General features: G+C 73.2%; 16 protein-coding genes, 1 rRNA gene and 1 pseudogene. 4 read left to right on the top strand and 14 right to left on the bottom strand.

Annotated features, from left to right (window positions below):
- Positions 1 to 7: 7 nt before the first annotated feature.
- Positions 8 to 1,663 carry a CTP synthase gene (locus tag ACZ6TD_RS35805; protein WP_471344762.1) on the bottom strand — a complete coding sequence of 552 codons (1,656 nt, stop codon included), beginning with the start codon at positions 1,661 to 1,663 and terminating at the stop codon, positions 8 to 10.
- 419 nt (positions 1,664 to 2,082) lie between these two features.
- Between ACZ6TD_RS35805 and ACZ6TD_RS35800 the strand changes: the two genes are divergently transcribed.
- Positions 2,083 to 3,891, top strand: a complete 1,809-nt coding sequence (locus tag ACZ6TD_RS35800) for a glycoside hydrolase family 15 protein (protein ID WP_471344761.1) — start codon at positions 2,083 to 2,085, stop codon at positions 3,889 to 3,891.
- 159 nt (positions 3,892 to 4,050) lie between these two features.
- On the top strand, positions 4,051 to 5,703 hold the full coding sequence (locus tag ACZ6TD_RS35795; RefSeq protein ID WP_471344759.1) for a PucR family transcriptional regulator: 1,653 nt from the start codon (positions 4,051 to 4,053) through the stop codon (positions 5,701 to 5,703).
- A gap of 363 nt (positions 5,704 to 6,066) precedes the next feature.
- Here the strand turns inward: ACZ6TD_RS35795 and ACZ6TD_RS35790 are convergent, their stop codons facing one another.
- The 6 genes from ACZ6TD_RS35790 to ACZ6TD_RS35765 form a co-directional block, all read right to left on the bottom strand.
- Positions 6,067 to 7,239, bottom strand: a complete 1,173-nt coding sequence (locus ACZ6TD_RS35790) for a glycoside hydrolase family 64 protein (RefSeq protein ID WP_471344757.1) — start codon at positions 7,237 to 7,239, stop codon at positions 6,067 to 6,069.
- A 110-nt stretch (positions 7,240 to 7,349) separates the two neighbouring features.
- The gene (locus tag ACZ6TD_RS35785) at positions 7,350 to 8,510 is read right to left on the bottom strand and encodes a glycosyltransferase family 4 protein (protein WP_471344755.1); all 1,161 of its coding nucleotides are present in this window, start codon (positions 8,508 to 8,510) and stop codon (positions 7,350 to 7,352) included.
- A gap of 257 nt (positions 8,511 to 8,767) precedes the next feature.
- On the bottom strand, positions 8,768 to 10,513 hold the full coding sequence (recN, locus tag ACZ6TD_RS35780) for a DNA repair protein RecN (RefSeq protein WP_471344753.1): 1,746 nt from the start codon (positions 10,511 to 10,513) through the stop codon (positions 8,768 to 8,770).
- A 970-nt stretch (positions 10,514 to 11,483) separates the two neighbouring features.
- Positions 11,484 to 12,398, bottom strand: a complete 915-nt coding sequence (locus tag ACZ6TD_RS35775; protein ID WP_471358341.1) for an NAD kinase — start codon at positions 12,396 to 12,398, stop codon at positions 11,484 to 11,486.
- An 83-nt stretch (positions 12,399 to 12,481) separates the two neighbouring features.
- Positions 12,482 to 13,360, bottom strand: a complete 879-nt coding sequence (locus ACZ6TD_RS35770) for a TlyA family RNA methyltransferase (protein ID WP_471358339.1) — start codon at positions 13,358 to 13,360, stop codon at positions 12,482 to 12,484.
- Positions 13,361 to 13,393: 33 nt separating this feature from the next.
- Positions 13,394 to 13,810, bottom strand: coding sequence for a hypothetical protein (locus ACZ6TD_RS35765; RefSeq protein ID WP_471358337.1), 417 nt, complete (start codon positions 13,808 to 13,810; stop codon positions 13,394 to 13,396).
- Between the two features lie 77 nt (positions 13,811 to 13,887).
- On the opposite strand from ACZ6TD_RS35765, the gene ACZ6TD_RS35760 reads away from it, so the two are divergent.
- Positions 13,888 to 14,235, top strand: a complete 348-nt coding sequence (locus ACZ6TD_RS35760; RefSeq protein WP_471344752.1) for a sterol-binding protein — start codon at positions 13,888 to 13,890, stop codon at positions 14,233 to 14,235.
- Positions 14,236 to 14,319: 84 nt separating this feature from the next.
- Here ACZ6TD_RS35760 and ACZ6TD_RS35755 read toward each other — a convergent pair whose 3' ends face one another.
- The 4 genes from ACZ6TD_RS35755 to ACZ6TD_RS35740 all read right to left on the bottom strand — a co-directional run bounded on the left by ACZ6TD_RS35755 (position 14,320) and on the right by ACZ6TD_RS35740 (position 18,702).
- Positions 14,320 to 15,213 carry an ABC transporter ATP-binding protein gene (locus ACZ6TD_RS35755; RefSeq protein ID WP_471358335.1) on the bottom strand — a complete coding sequence of 298 codons (894 nt, stop codon included), beginning with the start codon at positions 15,211 to 15,213 and terminating at the stop codon, positions 14,320 to 14,322.
- Positions 15,214 to 15,245: 32 nt separating this feature from the next.
- A complete protein-coding gene (locus tag ACZ6TD_RS35750) occupies positions 15,246 to 16,310 on the bottom strand; it encodes a FecCD family ABC transporter permease (protein WP_471344751.1) in 1,065 nt (354 codons plus the stop codon).
- On the bottom strand, positions 16,307 to 17,356 hold the full coding sequence (locus ACZ6TD_RS35745) for a FecCD family ABC transporter permease (protein ID WP_471344749.1): 1,050 nt from the start codon (positions 17,354 to 17,356) through the stop codon (positions 16,307 to 16,309). Before ACZ6TD_RS35745 ends, ACZ6TD_RS35750 begins: the two co-directional genes overlap by 4 nt.
- Positions 17,357 to 17,664: 308 nt before the next feature.
- Entirely contained in the window at positions 17,665 to 18,702 is a 1,038-nt protein-coding gene (locus tag ACZ6TD_RS35740) for an HAD hydrolase-like protein (protein ID WP_471344748.1), read from the bottom strand.
- A 76-nt stretch (positions 18,703 to 18,778) separates the two neighbouring features.
- Here ACZ6TD_RS35740 and ACZ6TD_RS35735 point away from each other — a divergent pair, with 76 nt between their 5' ends.
- Complete coding sequence (locus tag ACZ6TD_RS35735) at positions 18,779 to 20,155, top strand: DUF1015 family protein (protein WP_471344746.1); 1,377 nt, start codon at positions 18,779 to 18,781, stop codon at positions 20,153 to 20,155.
- Positions 20,156 to 20,251: 96 nt separating this feature from the next.
- Here ACZ6TD_RS35735 and ACZ6TD_RS35730 read toward each other — a convergent pair whose 3' ends face one another.
- From ACZ6TD_RS35730 to rrf, 3 genes and pseudogenes are all read right to left on the bottom strand, one after another.
- Positions 20,252 to 21,103: a tetratricopeptide repeat protein gene (locus ACZ6TD_RS35730; RefSeq protein WP_471358331.1), complete on the bottom strand. Its 852-nt coding sequence runs from the start codon at positions 21,101 to 21,103 to the stop codon at positions 20,252 to 20,254.
- A 108-nt stretch (positions 21,104 to 21,211) separates the two neighbouring features.
- A pseudogene (locus ACZ6TD_RS35725) lies at positions 21,212 to 22,258 on the bottom strand (hypothetical protein); the annotation flags it as partial.
- A gap of 128 nt (positions 22,259 to 22,386) precedes the next feature.
- A 5S ribosomal RNA gene (gene rrf / locus ACZ6TD_RS35720) occupies positions 22,387 to 22,503 on the bottom strand.
- Positions 22,504 to 22,554: the final 51 nt, after the last annotated feature.

Here is a 22,554-nt window from a genome sequence, read left to right as displayed (position 1 = left end):
GTAACGGTCAGGCGCTCGCGCCCCGCGTCTGAGCTGCCACCTGTCGCTCGACCGCCGCCTTCACCAGGCCCACGAAGAGCGGGTGCGGGCGGGTCGGGCGGGAGCGCAGCTCGGGGTGGGCCTGGGTGCCGACCAGATAGGGGTGGACCTCGCGCGGGTACTCCACGTACTCCACCAGCTTGTTGTCCGGAGAGGTGCCGGAGAAGACGATCCCGGCCTTCTTCTCCAGCTCACCGCGGTAGGAGTTGTTGACCTCGTAGCGGTGGCGGTGGCGCTCCTCGACATACGGCTGGTTGTCGTAGACCTCGCGGACGATCGAGCCCTCGGCCAGCTTGGCCGGGTACATGCCCAGCCGCATGGTGCCGCCCATGTCGCCCTCGCCAGCGACGATGTCGAGCTGCTCGGCCATGGTGGAGATCACCGGGTCGGTGGTGGCGGGCTCGAACTCGGTGGAGTTGGCGCCCTCGATGCCCGCGAGGTTGCGCGCGGCCTCGATGACGATGCACTGGAGTCCCAGGCAGAGACCCAGCACCGGGATCTTGTTCTCCCGGGCGTAGGTGATCGCGCCGACCTTACCGATGACACCGCGGTCGCCGAAGCCACCGGGGATGCAGACCGCGTCCACGCCGTCGAGCTGCTCCCGGGCGCCGGCCGCCGTCTTGCAGTCGTCGGAGGTGACCCACTTGATCTTCACGCGGGCGTTGTTGGCGAAGCCGCCGGCGCGCAGCGCCTCGGTGACCGAGAGATAGGCGTCGGGCAGGTCGATGTACTTGCCGACGAGCGCCACGGTGACCTCGTGGTCGGGCTCGTGGACCCGCTTCAGCAGGTCGTCCCACTGGGTCCAGTCCACGTCGCGGAAGGGCAGGTCCAGCTTGCGGACCACATAGGCGTCCAGGCCCTCGGAGTGCAGCACCTTGGGGATGTCGTAGATCGACTTGGCGTCGATGGCGGCGACCACGGCGGCGTCGTCCACGTCACACATCAGCGAGACCTTGCGCTTGATGGAGGTGGGGACCTCGCGGTCGGCTCGCAGCACGATCGCGTCCGGCTGGATGCCGATGTTGCGCAGCGCGGCCACCGAGTGCTGGGTGGGCTTGGTCTTCAGCTCGCCGGACGGGCCGATGTAGGGCAGCAGGGAGATGTGCACCACGAACACGTTGTCCCGGCCGACCTCGTGCCGGACCTGGCGGACGGCCTCCAGGAAGGGCAGCGACTCGATGTCGCCGACGGTGCCGCCGACCTCGGTGATGACGACGTCCACCTCGTCGGTGGCCATGCGCCGGATGCGGTGCTTGATCTCGTTGGTGATGTGCGGGATGACCTGCACCGTGTCCCCGAGGTACTCACCGCGCCGCTCCTTGGCGATTACGGTGGAGTAGACCTGTCCGGTGGTCACATTGGCCGAGCCGTCGAGGTCGACGTCGAGGAAGCGCTCGTAGTGGCCGATGTCCAGATCGGTCTCGGCGCCGTCGTTGGTGACGAACACCTCACCGTGCTGGAAGGGGTTCATCGTGCCCGGGTCGACATTCAGATACGGATCGAGCTTCTGCATGGTGACGCGCAGACCGCGCGCCTTCAGCAGCGCCCCCAGACTGGAGGCGGTAAGGCCCTTGCCGAGTGAGGAGGCGACACCCCCGGTGACGAAGAGGTGCTTGGTCGTCATGGGCTTAGCGGCAATGGCCAAGAGGGGGCTCCCGTGGTCGCGTCGTGAGGGTGCGTACGGCAGCCGCTCCGGGTACCGGGGGCGCCGCCGCTGAGGTTCGGGGGTTTGTGCCCGCCGCTCCACGGGCTACCAGGGTATCAGCGCCCCGGAGCGGTCGCTGCTGACCTGGTTCCCGCGTTCGGTCTGCGCAACCGCCCGAACACCATGCGTGACCTGGCCACCCGATCGGCCGTGAGATGCGAGCCACGATGTGGACGGGCTCAAGCGGATCACCGTTGTCCGTCGTATCCTCATCGGACGCACGCATGCGAGCCACCCCGGCACGGCACCACCAGCACGCCCCCGGAACAAGAGCTCGTCAGAATTTTCCGAGACCGTAAGAAACGCCCTCCGGGGTGATACGGCCGTTCGAATGGGGAATGCACGTGGCCGGGCGTATCGAGGATTACGCACTGATTGGTGATATGCAGACGGCCGCCCTCGTCTGCAGAGACGGGACGGTCGACTGGCTGTGCCTGCCGCGGTTCGACTCCCATGCCGTCTTCGCCGGTCTGCTGGGCACCGAGGAACACGGCTTCTGGCGGCTGGGGCCCGCCACCCCCGCGGGGAGCCGGCCGCCCGCCGCGGACCGCCGCCGCTACCGCGGCGACTCCCTGGTCCTGGAGTCGGAGTGGGACACTCCGCGCGGCACGGTCCGTGTGATCGACTTCATGCCGCCCCGTGACGGCGCCCCGCAACTGGTGCGGATCGTCGAGGGGGTCAGCGGCCGGGTGCCGATGCGCTCGGCGCTGCGGATGCGGTTCTCCTACGGCTGGGTCGTGCCGTGGGTGCACCGGGTGGACACCCGTACCGTCGCCGTCGCCGGTCCGGACTCGGTGTGGCTGGACACCGAGGCCGACACCTACGGCAAGGACCTCACCACCTACTCCGACTTCACGGTGGGCCCCGGCGACCGGATCGCCTTCACCATCAGCTGGCAGCCCTCGCACAACGAGCCGCCCGCCCTGCCCGAGCCGGAGGCCGCGCTGGAGGCCACCGAGGCGTTCTGGCGGGAGTGGGTCGAGCACTGCACCTACCACGGCCCCTACCGGGACGCGGTGGTCCGCTCGCTGATCACGCTCAAGGCGCTGACCTACGCCCCCACCGGCGGTATCGTCGCGGCGCCCACCACCTCCCTCCCCGAGGAGATCGGCGGCGTCCGGAACTGGGACTACCGCTTCACCTGGCTGCGGGACGCGGCGATCACCCTCTCCTCGCTGCTGCGCACCGGCTACCGCGAGGAGGCCCGCGCCTGGCGCGAATGGCTGCTGCGCGCGGTCGCGGGCGACCCGGAGAACCTCCAGATCATGTACGGCATCGCGGGCGAGCGGGAGTTGGCCGAGGCCGAGCTGACCTGGCTGCCCGGCTATGAGAACTCCCAGCCGGTCCGGGTCGGCAACGGCGCGGCGGGCCAGCTCCAGCTCGATGTCTACGGCGAGGTCACCGAGGCGCTGCACCTGGCCCATATGACGGGCCTGGCGCGCAACGACTACGCGAGCGTGCTCCAGCTGAAGCTGATCCGCTACCTCGAGGAGCACTGGGACGAGCCGGACGAGGGCATCTGGGAGGTGCGCGGGCCGCGCCGCCACTTCGTGCACTCCAAGGTGATGGCCTGGGTCGCGGTCGACCGCACCGTCAAGCTGATCGAATCCGGCGATGTGGACGGACCGTTGGAGCGCTGGCGGGAGCTGCGCGACGAGATCCACCGGGACGTCTGCGAGCGGGGCTACGACGCCGAGCGGAACACCTTCACCCAGTCCTACGGCTCCAAGGAGCTGGACGCCTCGCTGCTGCTCATCCCGCAGATGGGCTTCCTGCCGCCGGACGACAAGCGCGTCATCGGCACGATCGAGGCGATCCAGCGGGAGCTGTCGACCGAGGACGGCTTCGTCATGCGCTATCCCACCGCGGGCGAGGACGCCGGGGTGGACGGTCTCGAGGGCGACGAAGGGGCCTTCCTGGCCTGCTCGTTCTGGCTCGCCGACGACCTGGCGATGATCGGCCGGGTGGACGAGGCCCGCAAGCTCTTCGAGAAGCTGCTCGGGCTCCGCAACGACCTCGGGCTGCTGGCCGAGGAGTGGGACCCGCGCAACCAGCGCCAGGTGGGCAACTTCCCGCAGGCGTTCAGCCATGTGCCGCTGATCGACACCGCGCTGCGGCTGACGGCGTCCGGCGCGTACGGAGGCTGACCCCCGGCCCGGGCCCTGGAGGCCCGGGCCACCCCTCGTCTCCGGGCTGGGCCCGGGCCCAGCCGCTCGGCGCGCGCGTGGGCGCGACCGGCCACGACGCAGCCGCGGGCGAACGACCGCACCTCGCGGCACTTCCCGCGGAGCGCTTAGCGTGGCGGCATGGAACCACAGGGAACGATCACCGTGGCGCGGGCCCTCGGGCTTCCCGCCCTGCGCCGCGGGCTCCCCGAGGTGGTGTCCGGGCAGGAGCTGCTGGACCGCCCGGTGCGCTGGGTGCACGCGGGCGAGGCACCGAACATCGCCGCGCTGCTCAAGGGCGGTGAGCTGCTGCTGACCACCGGTCTCGGGGTCGGTCCGCGCCCCGCCGAGCAGCGCGCCTTCGTCCGCCGGCTCGCCGAGCGGGGCATCGCGGCGCTGGTGGTGGAGTTGGGGGCCCGGTTCCGCACCCTGCCGGGGCCGGTCGTGGACACCGCGCGCTCCTGCGGGCTGCCTCTGGTGCAGCTCCATCGCGAGGTGCCGTTCGTGACGGTCACCGAGGAGATCCACACCGAGATCGTCAATGAGCACTACGCCCTGCTGCGCCAGGCCGATGTGGTGCACCGGCAGGCCACCGAGGTGCTGCTGCGCGGCGGCGGGGTGCCGGAGATCCTGCGCCACTTCGCCGCCTTCGCGGCCAACCCGGTCTTCCTGGAGACCCCCGACGGACAACTGCTGTACGCGGCCGGGCCGGGCGGTACGCCCCCGGCGGGCGCGGCCGATCCGCTCCAGGTGTGGGAGGGGCTGCGGGCGCCGCGCGCGGCCGAGCGGCCCGAGCCGCCGGCGGGCAGCGTGATCGCGGACATCCCGGGCGGCGGGCCCGGCCCCGGCGCCGTACGGGCGCGGCTGACCGTCCTCCCGGTGGCCGGGCCGCTGGGCCCGGTGCACCGGATCGCCGCCGAGCGGACGGCGGACCTGCTGGCGGTGGTGCTGCTGCGGGCGCGCCAGGAGGAGGAGCTGGCGGCGCGCGGGCGCGGGGACTTCCTCACCGATCTCGCCGAGGGCCGGATCGAGGCGTCGGACGCCCCCGCCCAGGCCAGGGTGCTGGGCTTCCGTCCGGGTCCGGGCGGGCCGCTGCTGCCGGTGGTGATGCGGCTGGCGGAGGATCCGCGGCCGCTGGCCGGGGGCGGGGAGAGCTGGGCGGCGCTGGCCCACGCCCTGCAGGAGGAGCTGGCCGGGGCCGGGGTGCCGGTGCTGCTCGGCGTACGGCTTCCGGAGGGGCGGGTTCCGCTGCTGGCGGGGCTGCGCGGCGCGACCGAGCGGAGCGCGGTGGCCGAACGGATCGCGACGGCGCTGCGGGCCGGTGTGGAGCGGGCCTGGCCGGACCGGGCCGGTGCCCGGCCGCCGGTGGTGATCGCCGGGCTCGCGGTCGGCTGGGACGCGGCCGGAGCCGAGCTGCGGCATGCGGCGGAGGCGGCGAACGCGGCGTGCGGATCGCCACCCGACCGGGGCTGGTACGACGTACGCAGCCTGGATGTCGACCTGTTGCTGTGGCGACTGCGCGAGCACGGCGATCTGGCCGCCTTCGTGGACCGGGTGATCGGTCCGCTGCTCGCCCACGACCGCACCGCCCGCCCGCCGCTGGTGCCGACGCTGCAGACGTATCTGCGGCATGCGGGGCGCAAGGCGGAGACGGCCCGCGCACTGCACCTCAACCGCCAGACGCTGTACGACCGGCTGGCCCGGATCGCGTCGCTGCTGGGCAGCGACCTGGAGGATCCCCAGACGGTGCTCGCCCTGGGGGTGGCCCTCCAGGCCCGCCGCCATGTGCGGTGACGCGGTGGCGGGCCGCCCCGCCTGACGCGGGTGCGGCCCGCCCCGCCTGCCCGGGTCCCCGCCCGGCGTCCCCCCGTGCCGCCGGGCGGGGAGTGGCTCCCTCGCCGTCCGCCGCGCCGCCCTCGCCGCGCGCCGCGAACGCCTCCCCGCCCGGCCACCCTGTGCCGAACCACGGCCGCCCCCTGCCCGGCCCGGCGGATCTTTCCCCTCCCCGCCCCTTCCCACAGCATCGATATACGGCTTCGCCCCGGACCCCGGGGTCCAGGGCGAAGCCCCGATGGGGTCTGGGGCGGAGCCCCAGTTTCGGGAAGGGGCGGGGAGGGGAACAGCCCGCCGCAGGCGTCACAACCCGTCGGACACCCCCTAGAACGGGGTCAGCGTGAGGGTGATCCCCTTGGGCGCGGTGTCCTGGATGTAGGACGCGAACTCGGCCACGTCGTCGAAGGCGAAGCCGTACGCCTTGCCGTCCACGGTCGCCGCGTGCATGGCCTTGGCGTAGTGGTTGGTGACGTCCTCGCCGTAGAAGGCCGCCGGGTCGGTGGTCGGCTGGGCGTCGGCGTTGTGCAGCGTGGTGCGGTTGAAGCCCGCGCCGAGGATCGCCGCGACCGGGCCCGTGGTCCCGTCGTTGGGCGCGGCCAGGGCGCCGTCGCAGAACAGCACGTCCTTGGTGGAGGGCTTGTCGAAGGAGACCGAGGCCGGGCCGGTGAAGGAGAACTTCCCGCCGCTCACCCGGCCGGTGAAGGTGCCCGCGTTGGTGGTGACCTTGAGGTCCTTCGATCCGTAGGCGTCCCAGACCTGGTCGATGTACGACGCGAAGTAGTCTTCCGCGAACACCCCCGCGCCCATGCCGTGGCCCGGAGCGATCACCCGCAGATTGTCGCCGACGATCAGCTTCTTGAAGGCGTCGACCCCGGCGAGGTCGGAGAAGACCTTGGCGCGGGCGCCGTCCTTCAGGGTGCCGGTCGTCTGGTCCTGGGCGCCGGTGAGGTGGATCGACAGCGGGACGCTGAACATGTCCACCATGGTGGTGTTGCAGAACATCCCCGAGGAGTTGTACGTGAACTCCGCGCAGTCGTGCATGATGTCGTAGTTCGGGTCGCCGGACACCCAGCCCGCCGGGTACTGCAGCGCGGCCTTGCCCGCCCCGTCCTCGACCACCTTGAGCTTGAGCTTGGAGCCCAGCGACACATAGATCCGGCCGGACATCTGAGGCAGGTTCAGCTTGGTGTCACCGCTTCCGGCCAGCGGGATCGCGTAGTCGGTGAAGCCGTCCGAGCCGTTGTCGGAGAGGGCGACGGGGGCGATGTCGCCGTCAGGGGTGACGTGGACCTGCCGGTCACCCTCGTTGCCGACGATGTAGAGCCATACCGACCCGTTGTCGTACTGCCCCGTCTTGTTCACGACGGTCAGGGGCAGGGAGGCGGCGGCCTTCGCGCTCGGCGCGGCGCCGGCGCGGCCGCCGGCGAAGGCGAGACCGGTTCCCGCCGCGGCGGCGGAGGCGGCGATTCCACCCAGCAGCTTCCTGCGACTGATCATGATGATGGTGCTCCTCGGCGTAGTGGGGGTTGCCGGGAAATGGCGTGGGGGGTGACGGGAGGCGCGAATTTGAGAGCGCTCTCCCGTTCCTCTGCCCAGCACCCTGCCGATCAACGACCGGGCCCGTCAACCCCTTCACGCAGAAAGGTCTGCACCAACTCATCGTAGACGCTGAGGACATGGGCGACGGTGTCGTCCTCCGTCGGCCAGCCCGCCGTCCGTGCCCGTCCCGCCGCGGCGAGCTCCACCCGGCGCACCGGATCGGCGAGCAGCCCGGTCACGGCGTCGGCCAGGGCCTCGGGGTCGCCGTAGGGGACGAGTTCGGCCGCCTCCCCCACCAGCTCCGGCACCCCGCCGACCGCCGTGGCCACCAGGGGCACCCCCGCGTGCAACGCCTCCTGGGCCAGCAGCGACCGCGCCTCCCAGCGGCTGGAGAGCACCGCGACATCGGCCGCGGAGAGCAGCTGCGGCACGTCCTCGCGGCGGCCGAGCAGCCGCACCGGAAGCCCCTCGGTGTCGATCCGGCGCTGGAGCACCGCACGGTCCGGCCCCTCCCCCGCCACCACCAGCAGCGGCCGCGGATCCAGCACGCGCCAGCGCCGCGCCGCGTCCAGCAGCGGGCCGTGACCGGCCGTCGCCTCCAGCCGCCCCGCCGTGACCAGCAACGGCCCCTCCACCACGCCCAGTTCGGCCCGTGCCTTCTGACGGCGGCCGTCGGCGGTCTCCGGCGGCCGGCGCGGGGCGGGCACCGCGACCGGGGCCAGCCGGGCGTCGCGCGCACCGCGGGCCCGGGCCCGGTCCACCAGATCCGAGGAGGCCCCGAGCACGATCGCGGCGGCCCGTGCCACCCGACGCTCCATCAGCCGCACCAGACGGGCCCGCGCGCCCTCGGCGTCCACGCGGGTGTGCCAGGTGACGATCAGGGGTACGTTCCGGCCACGCAGCGCCACCGCGGCCAGCAGCCCCGAGCGCAGCCCGTGGGCGTGCACCAGGGCCGCTCCCAGGGTGGCCCTGCGCAGCGACGCCATGCTTCCGGCGTCCGTCAGGGCGTCGAGCCCGGTGAACCGCGCTCCCGTCTGGGTGAAGCCGTAGCCCCGCTCGGCGCTCCAGGGCCCGCACACGGTCACCCGCAGCCCGCGCGCCACCAGCCCGGCCGACAGCGACCGCACATGCACTCCGCTGCCCGAACTCCCGGCGCCCAGCACCTGGACGGCGTGCAGCGACGACTGCCCGTGCGGCGGGACCGGGGTGTTGCTCACGGTGCTGCTCACGCGGGCGGAGCTCCTGAGACGGTGTCGGGGCGACGGGGGACGGTGCGGACGCGCTCCGCCCAAGAATGCCAGCACTCGCCGAACCCTCGTCGCAACGCTCCCAGGTGACGCCTGCCCCGAACTCGCCCGCGCGTCCGCGGTACCACCCGTTCGGGTGAAGGGTCGGTGAAGCGTCGCGTGCGGATTCGGGTGAAGGGTCGCGTGCGGATTCGGGTGAAGCGTCGCGCAAGGGGCCGCGTGAAGCGTCGTCCGAAGGGTCAGCGTCCCGCGCGGGCCGCCTCCAGGAGCTCTTCCGCATGCGCCCGCGCGAGTTCGGAGTCCTCCTGCCCCGCGAGCATCCGCGACAGCTCCCGTACGCGGTCCTCGCCCTCCATGGCCTTCACACCGCTGCGGGTCACCGACCCGTCGTTGGTCTTCTCGACCACCAGATGCCGGTCGGCGAAGGCCGCGACCTGCGGCAGATGGGTGACCACCACGACCTGCGCGGAGCGGGCGAGCCGGGCCAGCCGGCGGCCCACCTCGACCGCCGCCTTACCACCGACGCCCGCGTCCACCTCGTCGAAGAGATAGGTCGGTACGGGGTCGGAGCCCGCGAAGACGACCTCGACCGCGAGCATCACCCGGGACAGCTCACCTCCGGAGGCGCCCTTGGCGATCGGCCGGGGCGGGGCACCCGGGTGGGGCGCGAGCAGCAGCTCGACCTCGTCGGCGCCGTGCGGCCCGAAGACCACCGAGCGGCCGCCCACCTCGATGCCGTCCCCCTCCGTCTCGGTCTGGCGGATCGCGAAGGTGACCCGGGCATGCGGCATCGCCAGGGAGGCCAGCTCGGCGGTGACCGCCTCCGCGAACCGCCCCGCCGCCTCCGTACGGGCGTCGGTGAGCGTCTGCGCCAGCTCGCCCAGTTCGGCGCGGAGCGCGTCGTGCTCGGCGGTCAGCTCGCCGATGCGGTCGTCGTCGCCGTCGAGTTCGGCCAGCCGCGCGGCGCCCTGCTCGGCCCAGGCCAGCACGTCCGCGATGGTCTCGCCGTACTTGCGGGTGAGCTGGGACAGCGCGGCGCGGCGCTCCTCGACGGCCGCCAGGCGGATCGGGTCGGCGTCCAGGTTGTCGGCGTACCCCGCGAGGTCTCCGGCCACATCGGACAGCAGGATGCCCACTTCGCCGATCCGGTCGGCGAGCCCGGCGAGGGCCTGGTCATGGGAGCGCACGGCCTCCACGGCGCGATGGGCGCCCCCGACCAGGGTGGCCGCGTCCACGCCCTCCGGGTCCTCCGGGTTCCCGGCGAGGGCGGCGTGCGCGACGGCGGCGGCGGACGCCAGGGCCTCGGCGTGGCCCAGCCGTTCGGCCTCGGCCGCCAGTTCCTCGTCCTCCCCGGGGCGGGGCTCGGCGGCCGCGACCTCCTCGAGGCCGAAGCGCAGCAGATCCGCCTCCTGCGCCCGCTCGCGGGCCCGTGTGGTCAGCTCCTCCAGCTCGGCCGAGACGGCGCGCAGCCGGCGGTAGGCCCCCGCGTACTTCTCCAGGGGCCCGGCCACCGCGGCGCCCGCGTACCGGTCCAGCGCCTGCCGCTGCCGGGCGGGCCGCAGCAGGCCCTGCTGATCGGTCTGTCCGTGCACGGCCACGAGATCGTCGGCCAGCTCGCCCAGCAGGCCCACGGGGACCGAGCGGCCGCCCACGTGGGCGCGCGACCGCCCTTCGGCGGAGAGCGTACGGCTGATCAGCAGCACGCCGTCGTCGAGTTCGGCCCCCGCTTCCTCCGCCCTTACGGCCGCCGCCGAGCGGGCGTCGACCGTAAGGCGGCCCTCGACGACCGCCGCCTTGGCCCCGATCCGCACCAGGGCGGCGTCGGCGCGGCCGCCCAGCAGCAGCCCGAGGCTGGTGACGACCATGGTCTTGCCCGCGCCGGTCTCACCGGTCACCGCGGTGAAGCCGGGCGACAGCTCGACGACCGCGTCGTCGATGACGCCCAGCGCACGTATCCGCATCTCCTCCAGCACGTGCAAGACCATACGAGGTTTGGTCGGTGCGATGCGACGAAGGGGCGCCACTTATGGGGTCCACCCGCACATCTGCCCGGTGCGAGCGCCTCCGGCGGTGAGCCCCCGCCCCGCCCCTTCCCACAGCGTCAATACGCGGCTCCGCCACGTGGATGGAAGCCCCGCCCCCTCGCACCCCCACCGGGGCTCCGCCCCGGACCCCGCTCCTCAATCGCCGGAGGGGCTGGGAAACGGGGCTCCGCCGCGTGGCCGGGGCTCCGCCCCTGGGCCCCGGGGCCTGGGGCAGAGCCCCGACCCTCCGAGGTCTGGGGCGCAGCCCCGGCCCTCCCGGGTCTGGAGGCGTAACCCCGGCCCTCCATGGTCTGGGACGCAACCCCGATCCTCCAGGGTCTGGGGCACAGCCCCGACCCTCCAGTGCCTGGAGGCGTAACCCCAGCCCTCCCGGGCCTAGGACACAACCCCGACCCTCCCGGGCCTAGGACACAACCCCGACCCTCCCGGGCCAGCGGACACAACCCCCGACCCTCCCGGGTCCAGGACGCAACCCCGACCCTCCAGTGCCTGGAGGCGTAACCCCAGCCCTCCCGGGCCTAGGACGCAACCCCGACCCTCCAGAGGTCTGGGGCACAGCCCCGGCACTCCCGGGTCTAGGGCACAGCCTCGCCCCTCCAGGGCCAGGGGGCACAACCCCCACCCTCCCGCGCCAGGGGGCACAACCGCCACCCTCCCAGGCCAGGGACAGAGCCCCGGTCCTCCCCGGGTCTGGGGCAGAGCCTCGGCCCGCCCAGGCCAGGGACAGAGCCCCGGTCCTCCCCGGGTCTGGGGCAGAGCCTCGGCCCGCCCACGCCTGGGGCAGAGCCCCGGCCCGCCCATGCCTGGGGCAGAGCCCCGGTCCGCCGGGGTCTGGGGCAGAGCCCCAGGTTCGGGAAGGGGCGGGGAGGGGAACAGCCCGCCGCAGGCGGCAAGACCCGTCGGACATCCCCTAGTGCGGCGCGCCTCGCCACCCCGCGACCGGAAGCGCGAACTTGGCGACCAAGCGGTCCGTGAAGGACGCGTGGTGGAGCCGGGCCAGCCGGACCGGGACCGCGCCCCGGCGCACCTCGACCCGCGCGCCCGCCGGAAGCTCCACCGTGCGGCGGCCGTCGCACCACAGCACCCCGTGCGGGGTCTGCGGCTGCACCTCGACCGCGAGCACCGACTTCGGCGAGGTCACCAGCGGCTTGGCGAACAGCGCATGGGCGCTGATCGGCACCATCAGCAGCGCCTCCACCTCGGGCCACACCACCGGCCCGCCCGCCGAGAAGGCGTACGCCGTCGAGCCGGTCGGGGTCGCGCAGACCACGCCGTCGCCGCCGAACCGCGAGACCGGGCGGTTGTCGACCTCCGTGACCACCTCGAGCAGCCGCTCACGCGCGGCCTTCTCGACCGACGCCTCGTTCAGCGCCCAGTCCGTGTGCACGATGTGCCCGTCGTTGCGAACCAGCACATCGATCGTCATGCGCTCCTCGACCTCGTACTGCCGGGTCACCACCCGGTCCACGACCTTGTCGAGGTCGTCCCGCTCGGCCTCGGCCAGGAAGCCCACCCGGCCGAGGTTCACGCCGAGCATCGGCACGCCCGAGACCCGGGCGAACTCCGCTCCGCGCAGCAGGGTCCCGTCCCCGCCGAGGACGACCAGCAGCTCACAGCCGTCCAGCACGTCACGCTCCGCGTCGACGCGCTCGACAGCGGGGGGCAGCGGCAGGTCCGCCGCCTCGGCGGCGAGCACCCGTACCCCGATTCCGCTGCGCAGCAGCCCCTGGACAACCAGTTCGGCGCTGCGGATGGCCGCCGGGCGGCCGGTGTGCGCGAGGAGGAAGACAGTGCGGTCCGCCGTCGCCTCGGCCGCCGGCGTCATCGGCTCGACCGCCGGTCCCGCCACCGCGTCCCCGGCCCCGGGCTCGGGCACTGCTTCCTTCTGCTGCGCTGCTTCTGAAGTGGTCAACTGGGCCCCTCCGCCACTGCACGGTCAACATCCGCCGGGTCCAGTGCCGGCGCCCCGGCGCGCATCCACAAAAAGTACTCGACGTTACCCGACGGCCCCGGGAGCGGGCTGGCCGTTACGCCCAGCACACCCAGTCCCAGCTCCGCCGCCCGCCCGGCCACCGTGCGCACCGCCTCGGCGCGCAGTTCGGCGCTGCGGACCACGCCCCCGCTGCCCAGCCGCTCCTTGCCGACCTCGAACTGTGGTTTGACCATCAGCACCAGATCGGCGTCGGGCGCCGCGCACCGCACGAGGGCGGGCAGGACGAGCCCGAGCGGAATGAAGGAGAGATCACCGACCACCAGGTCCACCGATTTCCCCCCAATCCGCTCAAGTGTCAGCTCGCGTACGTTTGTACGGTCGTAAACGCTGACGCGTTCATCGCTCTGGAGCGACCAGGCGAGCTGCCCGTAGCCGACGTCGACGGCGAGCACCTGAGCGGCGCCCGCGCGCAGCAGGACGTCCGTGAAGCCTCCGGTGGACGCGCCCGCGTCCAGCGCCCGCCGCCCGGCGACCTTCAGCCCCGCCCCGGCTCCCGTGGCCGGGCGGACCCCGGGGTTCTGCCCCGCGCCCGCGCCCTTCCGGTACTCCTCGCTGAAGGCGTACAGCGCGCCCGCCAGCTTGTGGCCGCCGCGCGAGACATAGTCCGGATCGCTGTCGTCCTCGATCACGACGACGGCCGCGCTGGTCTCCACCTGGGTGGCCGGTTTGGTCGCCACCGCCCCGCCGACGGTGACCCGGCCCGCGGCGATCAACTGGCTGGCGTGCTCACGCGAACGCGCCAGCTTGCGGCGCACCAGCTCCGCGTCGAGTCGTGCGCGTCGTGGACGGGTCACTGCCACGGGTGGTTCAGCTCCTGAGGTCGTTTACTAAGCGGACGGGGGCCGCGGGCCGGGCGGCGGTGGTCCGGGCCGCCGGTCGAGTGCGGTCAGCGTGTCGCGCAGGCCCCGGTGGACATCCTCGTACACCTCCAGGTGTCCGCTCGTCCCGAGGTGGTCGGCGTCGGCCAGCCGGGCCAGCCGGGCGTCCACCTCGGCGACGCCGGTGGGCGTACGGTCCACGCCGAGCGGGGCCGGATCGGCGGGGCCGGGCGGCTCCGGCACGGCCTCGGAAACCGGCTCCGGCACGACGACCTCGGACACCGGCTCCGGCACGACGTCCTCGGCCCCCTCGGACACCGGCTCCGGCGCGGCCTCCCGGGCCCCCTCGGGCGCCCGCTCCGGCGCGGCCTCCTGGGGCCGCTCCGCAGCCGGACCGGGCTGTGGGCCGGGCCACCCGGCCGGCATCGGCTCACTCATGGCCCCGACGCTACCGCGAATCCCTCGTTCTCCGGCGTACGAGACCTGGGGTAACGTCGTCCGCGATGGCGACCTTGGAACAGTGCCGCAGCGCACTCGACAAACTGGCGGAGAACCTCGCGACCGCGAACGGGGACCTCCGCAGCGCTGCCGCGCTCGATCGCTCGGTCAGCTGCTGGATCACCGACCTGGACACCACCTTCGTCGGCCGTCTCGTGGACAGCCGGATCGAGGATGTGACGACCGAGTCGGGCCCCCCGGCCGAGCGTGCGCAGATCCGGCTGGCGATGACCGGGGACGACCTGGTGGCCCTGGTCGACGGCGAGCTGCACTTCGCACGGGCCTGGGGCAGCGGACGGATCAAGCTCGAGGCCGGGCTGCGCGACCTGCTGCGGCTGCGGAAGCTGATCTAGGGCAGGCGCCCCGCCCCGGGCCGGGGCAAGAGCCCCGCCCCGAGCCCCTGCTCCGGCCCGGGCGCCCCCACCCCGAGCCGGTCGTCAGGACTCACTCACCGCGGCGGTCGCCAGAGGCGCCTCCACCCGTGCCGTACGGGACCGGCGGGCAGCCGGGATGACCAACGGTGTCCCCGTCTCCGGGTCGTCGATCACCTGACAGCGCAGCCCGAAGACCCGCTCCACCAGCTCCGCCGTGACCACGTCACCCGGCGCCCCCTCCGCGACGACCTCCCCGCCCCGCATCGCGATCAGATGGGTGGCGTAACGGGCGGCGTGGTTCAGGTCGTGCAGCACCGCGACGAGGGTGCGGCCCTGCTCCTCGTGGAGCTGGGCGCACAGATCCAGCACATCGATCTGGTGCTGGATGTCCAGATAGGTCGTGGGCTCGTCGAGGAGCAGCAGCGGGGTCTGCTGGGCGATGGCCATCGCGATCCACACCCGCTGGCGCTGGCCGCCGGACAATTCGTCGACATAGCGATCCGCGAGCTCCGCCACACCGGTCGCCGCCATCGATTCGTCGACGATCCGCTCGTCCGTCTCCGACCACTGCCGCAGCAGTCCCTGGTGCGGATAGCGGCCGCGGGCGACCAGGTCGGCGACGGTGATCCCGTCCGGGGCGATCGACGACTGGGGCAGCAGCCCGAGGGTGCGGGCCACCTTCTTGGCGGGCAGTGAGCCGATCGACTGCCCGTCCAGCAGCACCGATCCGGCCGCCGGCTTGAGCATCCGGGACAGGGCACGCAGCAGGGTCGACTTCCCGCAGGCGTTCGGCCCGACGATGACCGTGAAGGAGTGGTCGGGGATGGTCACGGACAGCTCCTCGGCGACCGTGCGCCGGTCGTAGGCGAGGGTCAGTCCCTCCGCCATGAGCCGCTGCCGCCGGTCCTGGGTGCCGCTCGTGCGGGAAGCCACGGTCTGCCGGGTGTCCTTGTCCATGTCGTCTTCCGTCCGGGTCGTGTCCACAGTCGTCATATCCGCCCCGCCCTGCGCTCGGTCACCAGCAGCCACAGCAGATAGGCGCCGCCCAGCATCCCGGTGAGCACCCCCACCGGCAGCTGATCGGCCCCGAAGGCGCGCTGGGCGGCCCAGTCGGCGGTGACCAGCAGCGCGGCGCCCATCCAGGCCGCGGGGAGCAGGTTCGGGCCCGGCGAGCGGGTGAGCCTGCGGGCCAGCTGCGGGGCGACGAGCGCCACGAAGGCGACGGGCCCGGCGGCGGCCGTGGCGGACGCGACCAGCAGCACGGCCGCGCCCATCAGCACCATCCGCGTCCGCTCCACCCGCACCCCGAGGGCGTAGGCACTGTCGTCGCCCATCTCCAGCATCCGCAGGTTCCGCGCCTGCCCGAGGGCCACGGGCATGAGCACCGCGCAGACGGCCAGCAGCGGCCAGACCTGGTCCCAGTCGCGGCCGTTCAGCGAGCCGGTCAGCCACATCACCGCACGGGCCGCGTCCTCCTGGCGGGCCTGGGTGAGCAGATAGCCGTTGACGGCGGTGAACGTCGCGGAGGTGCCGATGCCCACGAGGACCAGCCGATAGCCGTGGACGCCCTGCCGCCAGGCCAGCGCGTAGACGGCCAGTCCGGTCAGCACCCCGCCGAGGACGGCCCCGGTGGCGACCACGTTCGGATCGCCCTTGACCAGCACGATGGCCGTGAGCGCCCCGGCCGCCGCCCCCTGGCCGAGGCCGATCACATCCGGGCTGCCCAGCGGATTGCGGGAGATGGACTGGAAGATCGCCCCGCCCAGCCCCAAGGCCGCGCCGACCAGCAGCCCCACCAGCACCCGCGGCAGCCGCAGATCGTTGACGATGAAGTCCTGGGCCACGGTGCCGTTGCCGAGGAGCGTGCGCACCACATCGGCGGGGGCGATGGGGAAGTCGCCGGTGCCGATCAGCACGACGCTCATCACCAGCGCCGCGGCGATCAGCAGCAGCCCCACGACCGCGCCGCGGACATCCAGGCGCAGCGAGAGACCGGCGGTGCGCAGCGTGACCCCGCGCGTCCCGGACTTGGCGGTGCGCTTGCTCGCGTTCACAGTTGGGCCATCCTTCGGCGACGAACGAGGTAGATGAAGAGGGGCCCGCCGATGAAGGTGGTGACGACGCCGACCTGGAGCTCCGCGGGCCGGGTGACCAACCGCCCGATCACATCGGCGCCCAGCAGCAGAACGGGCGAGAGCACCGCGGCGTACGGCAGGATCCAGCGCATATCGGGCCCGGTCAGCGCGCGGACCAGATGCGGCACGATCAGCCCGACGAACGCGATCGGCCCGCAGGCGGCGGTCGCGGCCCCGCACAGCAGGGTGACCGCGATCATCGAGAGCGCCCGGGTCCGGTTGAGGTTGCTGCCGAGTGCGCGGGCGGTGTCGTCGCCGAGCGCCACGGCGTTCAGCGAACGGCCCAGCAGAACCGCCAGCACCACGCCGACCAGGAGGAACGGGGCCACCTGCCGGACCACCGTCATATTGGCGGAGGCGAGTGAACCCACCGTCCAGAAGCGCATCTTGTCGAGCGCCGCGGTGTCCAGCAGCTCCACGGCGTTGACGTATCCGTAGAGCGCCGCGTACACCGCCATCCCGGCGAGCGCGAGCCGCACCGGGGTGGCGGTCCGGCTGCCGCCGAGCGCGTACACCAGCACGGACACGACGGCGGTGCCGAGGAACGCGAACCACACATAGCCGGTGAGGGAGGTGACGCCGAGGAAGCTGATGGCCGAGACGACGGCGGCGGACGCGCCCGCGTTCAGCCCCAGCAGCCCGGGGTCGGCGAGCGGGTTGCGGGTGAGGGCCTGGATGACCGCGCCCGCGAGGCCGAGGCCGACGCCGACGAGCAGCCCGAGGATGGTGCGCGGCAGCCGTACGTCCCGGATCACCACATCGGTGTCGCTGCCGGTGTAGTGGAACAGCCCGTGCCACACCTGGCCCAGCGGAATCGGTTTGGCGCCGATCGCGATGGACGCCGCGGCGATCGCCAGCAGCACGCCCAGCGAGACGACCAATCCGGTCGCACGGCGCGCGGTGCGCCGCCGGGGCGGCGCGCTCGCTGTCTCGGTCCCGGCTTTCGCCGGACTGACCAGGGTCACGCGGAACTCCACCTCACAGCACGGCCGATCAGGACTCAGGTTAAGTTAGGTTACCCTAAGTCCCATTGGCCGCATCCATGCGGGCTTTCCGGAGCGCGAGTTCGGCCGCACGGCCCCGCGTCGGCACGGAGCCTCAACCCCGTCGGCACGGAGACTCGGCCGCGTAGGCGCGAAGCCTCTGTCGGTCCGGTCCGAAAGCGGCGAACCGCGTCCACTCGAGCCCCGGTCGGCTCATGCCCCGTCGGCTCGGGAACCCAGCCGCATCGGCTCACGGCCCCCGTCTGCGCGAGAGCCCGTGCCCCGTCGGCTCACAACCCCAGCCGCGCCAGAGCCTTCCCCGCGTCCGCGCCGCTCACACCGTCCCCCGCCTCGGACCACGCCGCCGCGCACAGCGCCCGCAACCCGTCCAGCGGCTCATCGCCCCCGCCCTCCAGCACCAGCGCGCCGTTCTCGGCCCGCGCCGCCCAGCCCCCGCACCGGAAGCCGCCCGACGCCCCGTCGCGCGCCACCTCCGGCTGCGGGGTGAGCAGCCCCCGCAAGTCGCGGTCCACATACGACGGCCGGTGCCCGGGCTCGGCGGCCAGCAGCTGAGCGGGCGTGGTCACCCCGGTCAGCACCAGCAGCGAGTCCACCCCGCCCGCGTACGCCCCCTCGATATCGGTGTCCAGCCGGTCCCCGACCACCAGCGGCCGCCGGGCGCCGGTCCGCAGGATCGTCTCCCGGTGCATCGGCGGCAGCGGCTTCCCCGCGGCCTGCGGGGACGTGCCCGCCACGATGCGCACGACCTCCACCGCCGCGCCGTTGCCCGGGGCGATGCCCCGTCCGCTGGGAATCGTCAGATCCAGGTTGGAGGCGAACCACGGCACCCCGCGCGCCACCGCGTACCCCGCCTCCATCAGCCGCGCCCAGGGCATGTCCGGCCCGCCGTACCCCTGCGCCACCGCCGCCGGGTCGTCGTCCGCCGAGTCCACCGGTGTCAGCCCGCGCTCGCGCAGCGCCACCCGCAGCCCCTCCCCGCCGATCACCAGCACCCGCGCCCCCTCCGGCAACTGCTCGGAGATCAGCCGGGCGACCGCCTGCGCGGAGGTGATCACATCGTCGGGGGTGGCGGGCATCCCGAGCCGGGTCAGATGCTCGGCCACCGCCTCCGGCGTCCGCAGCGCGTTATTGGTCACATACGCCAGCCGCATCCCGCCGTCCCGTGCGGTGACCAGCGACTCCACGGCATGGTCAATGGCCTCGCCGCCCGCGTACACCACCCCGTCGAGGTCCAGCAGGGCCGTGTCGTACGCCTCGTTCAGCGACTGCCGGCTGGACTCGGGCCGGGTGCGGACGGGCTGGTTCATGAGGGCCACTCCTCGCAGATCTGTGCGCTTCTCCCCCGATCATCGCGTATCGCCGCGCGGGGCATAACATTCACTGATGAGCATTCCAGGGCCTGGCGGACAAGGTCTGCAGCTCACCCCCTTCCGGGGGCTGCGCTATGTCCCGGAGCGGGTCGGCAGTCTCGCCGCCGTCACCTCACCGCCCTACGACGTGGTGGTCAGGCCCGAGGGCCTGCGCGAGCTCGAGACGGCGGACCCGTACAACATCGTCCGGCTGATCCTGCCGCAGGCCGGGACCCCGGAGGCCCGGCACCGCAAGGCCGCCGAGACGCTGCGCCGCTGGCAGGCGGACGGAGTGCTCGCCCCGGACCCCGAACCCGCGCTCTACGTCTACGAGCAGCGCGACGGCCCGACCCTCCAGCGCGGGCTGATCGGCGCGCTGCGGCTGAGTTCCCGCGACGAGGGCATCGTCCTGCCCCACGAGGAGGTCATGCCGCATGTCGTCGAGGACCGAGCCGATCTGATGCGCGCCACCGCCGCCCATCTGGAGCCACTGCTGCTCGCCTACCGCGGCAACGGGAACGGGACTTCGGGAAACGGGGCCTCAGGGAACGGAGCCGCCGGGCAGGGCACCGGCGGGCAGGGCACCGGCGGGCAGGGCACCGGCGGGGCGGCGCAGGTCATCGAACGCACCATCCTGCGCGAGCCGTTGCTCTCCACGACCACCGAGGACGGCGTGGACCACCATCTGTGGCGGGTCACCGACCCCGCCGACCTCGTGGAGGTCTCCACCGACCTCCGCCACCACCAGGCCCTCATCGCCGACGGCCACCACCGCTGGGCCACCTATCTGCGGCTGCGCGAGGAGCGACGGGAGCCCGGCCCCTGGGACTTCGGGCTCGTCCTGCTCGTCGACACCGCCCGCTATCCGCTCCGGGTCCGGGCCATCCACCGGCTGCTCCGCCGGCTGTCCCCGGACGAGGCGCTCCCGGCGGTGCGGCGCGCCTTCCGGGTGCGGACGATCGACGGCCCGCTGCCGCGCGCCCTGGAGACGCTCGCCGAGGCGGCCGCGGCGGCGCGCGCCGAGCCCGGAGCGCCGAACGCCTTCCTGCTGGCCGGGGACGGCCGCTTCCACCTCCTGGACCGGCCGGACCCGGATCTGCTGGCCCGTACGGTCCCGGACGGACGGCCGGAGGCATGGCGGACGCTGGACGCGACGGTGCTCCACCACACCCTGCTGGACCACCTGTGGAACGTCCCGGACACGCCCGAGCACATCGGCTACCTCCACGACCCGGCGGCGGCCGTCGAGCAGGCGGAGCGACTGGGCGGCACGGCGGTGCTGATGCATCCGGTGCGCGAGGACGTCGTGCACGAGCTGGCGCGGCAGGGCATCGCGATGCCGCACAAGTCGACGTCCTTCGGGCCGAAGCCGGCGACGGGGCTGGTGCTGCGGAGCCTGACGCTGGGCTGAGCCCTTCGGGCGCGGAGCTCAGGGCGCGGACATGCGAGCGGACATGCGAAGGGGGCGGGATCCCGGTCCGGGGTCCCGCCCCCTCACGTCAGGGCATCAGCGGTCGTCGCCGTCCTCGTCGGGCCCGGCCGCCTCCGCCTGGCCCTCGGACGTCGCCTCGGCCACCGGCTCGGAGTCGTCGGCGTCGTCGGCCTCGGCCTCGGGCTCGACCATGTCCTCGTCGGACGGGAGCTCGTCGACCTCCGAGACCTCCGGCTCCTCGGCCTTCGACTCCTCGACGGGCTGGGAGGCGTCGTCGGCCGCCGCCTCCTCGGGGTCAAGGGCGTCCACGAACTCGACCCCGTCCAGCTCGGCGAGCCGGTCCGACGCGTCCGTACTCCCGCCCTGATCCGCCTCGAGCGCCTTGGCGAACCACTCGCGGGCCTCGTCCTCGCGGCCGACCGCCAGCAGCGCGTCGGCGTACGCGTAGCGCAGCCGGGCGGTCCAGGGCTGGATGGAGTTGGAGGCCAACTCCGGGCTCTGCAAGGTGACGACGGCGGCGTCGGCCTGGCCCATGTCGCGCCGGGCACCGGCGGCCACCATCCGCATCTCGACCTGACCGGCCCGGTCCAGCTTCTGCACCTCCGGCTCACCGGCCATGGCCAGCGCCCGCTCGGGACGGCCCATCCCGCGCTCGCAGTCGGCCATCACCGGCCACAGCTCGGAGTTGCCGGTCATCCGGCGCGCGGCACGGAACTCCGCGAGCGCCTCGGCGTACTTCCCGACGGCGTACGAGGCGAAGCCCGCGGCCTCGCGCACGGCGGCCACCCGGGAGGCGAGCCGCAGGGCGACGCGCGAGTACTGGTACGCCCGCTCGGGGTCTTCGTCCAGCAGCTTGGCCACCATGACGAGGTTCTTGGCGACGTCCTCGGCGAGGGTCTTCGGCAGGCTCATCAGCTCCTGCCGCACGCCCTTGTCGATCTCCTCGCCGGTGATGTCCTCGGGGATCGGCAGCCGCTTGATGGGCTCGCGGTCGCGGTCCCTGCCGCGCTCTTCGCGGCGCCCGTAGCCGCCGCTGCGATCGTCACGGCGCTTGAACCCACCGCCGCCGCCGGAGCGCCGGTCGTCGCGGCCCCGTCCCTGACCGTACGGACGACGCGGCCCACGGTCGTCGCGACCGCCCCGGAAGCCACCGTCGCGGTCATCACGGCGAGGCCCACGCGCCCGGTCGTCCCGGCGGTCGTCCCGCCGGTCATCGCGCCGGTAGCCACCACGGTCGTCATCGCGACGGTACGAAGGCCGCTCATCACGACGGTCATCGCGCCGGAACCCACCACGGTCATCATCACGACGCGACGAAGGCCGCTCATCACGACGCTCGGAGCCGCCGCCCCGGCTGCCGCGGTCATCGTCACGACGGTACGAAGGCCGCTCATCACGACGCTCATCCCGCCGGAACCCACCACGGTCATCATCACGACGCGACGAAGGCCGGACATCACGACGCTCGGAGCCGCCGCCCCGGCCGCCACGGTCACGATCACGGTCATCTCGGCGGAACCCACCACGGTCGTCACGACGCTCGTCGCGGCGCTCATCCCGGCGGTCATCGCGCCGGTAGCCACCACGGTCATCGTCCCGGCGGAAGCCCGGCCGATCGTCACGGTCCCGGCGGAAACCGCCTGGGCGGAAGCCACCGTCGCGGTCATCACGGCGAGGCCCACGCGACCGCTCGTCACGACGGTCATCCCGCCGATCGTCTCGGCGCTCGTAACGCCCGGCGGGGCGGCCACCCCGGTCATCGCGGCGCCCATAGCCGCCGGGGCGGCCTCCTCGCTCATCGTCCCGACGCGGGCCACGCGACCGGTCGTCCCGGCGCTCGTCCCGGCGCTCGTCCCGGCGGTCATCGCGGCGGAAGCCACCACGGTCGTCATCGCGGCGGAACCCGCCACGGTCATCATCGCGACGCGGCCCGCGCGGCCGCTCATCGCGGCGGTCGTCACGCCGGAAACCACCACGAGCGCCGTCGCGGCGCGGCCCGGAGCCGCGGGCCTCCCGCCGGTCGCCGGCGTCCCGGCCCCGCGGCTCGCGGCCCGACCGGTCGTCGGGAGAGTTGGTGGACATCGGCGTGACTCCTGTCTTCATGTACTTCAGCCATTCTCCCGCATCAGTCAAACCGATGCGGGCCCAGCAAAAACAAAAGAACCCTTGGTCCCAGCATGCACGCTGGGACCAAGGGTCCTCCAAAGATTGTTCGGCGGCGTCCTACTCTCCCACAGGGTCCCCCCTGCAGTACCATCGGCGCTGAAAGGCTTAGCTTCCGGGTTCGGAATGTAACCGGGCGTTTCCCTAACGCAATGACCACCGAAACCCTATCGGGTTCTAGCGAACAAGCACACTCTTCAATTAAGTCAAGTGGA

The organism is Streptomyces yongxingensis (assembly GCF_055597465.1).
Note: the sequence above shows the minus strand (reverse complement) of the source record. Positions and strands in the feature narration are given on the sequence as shown.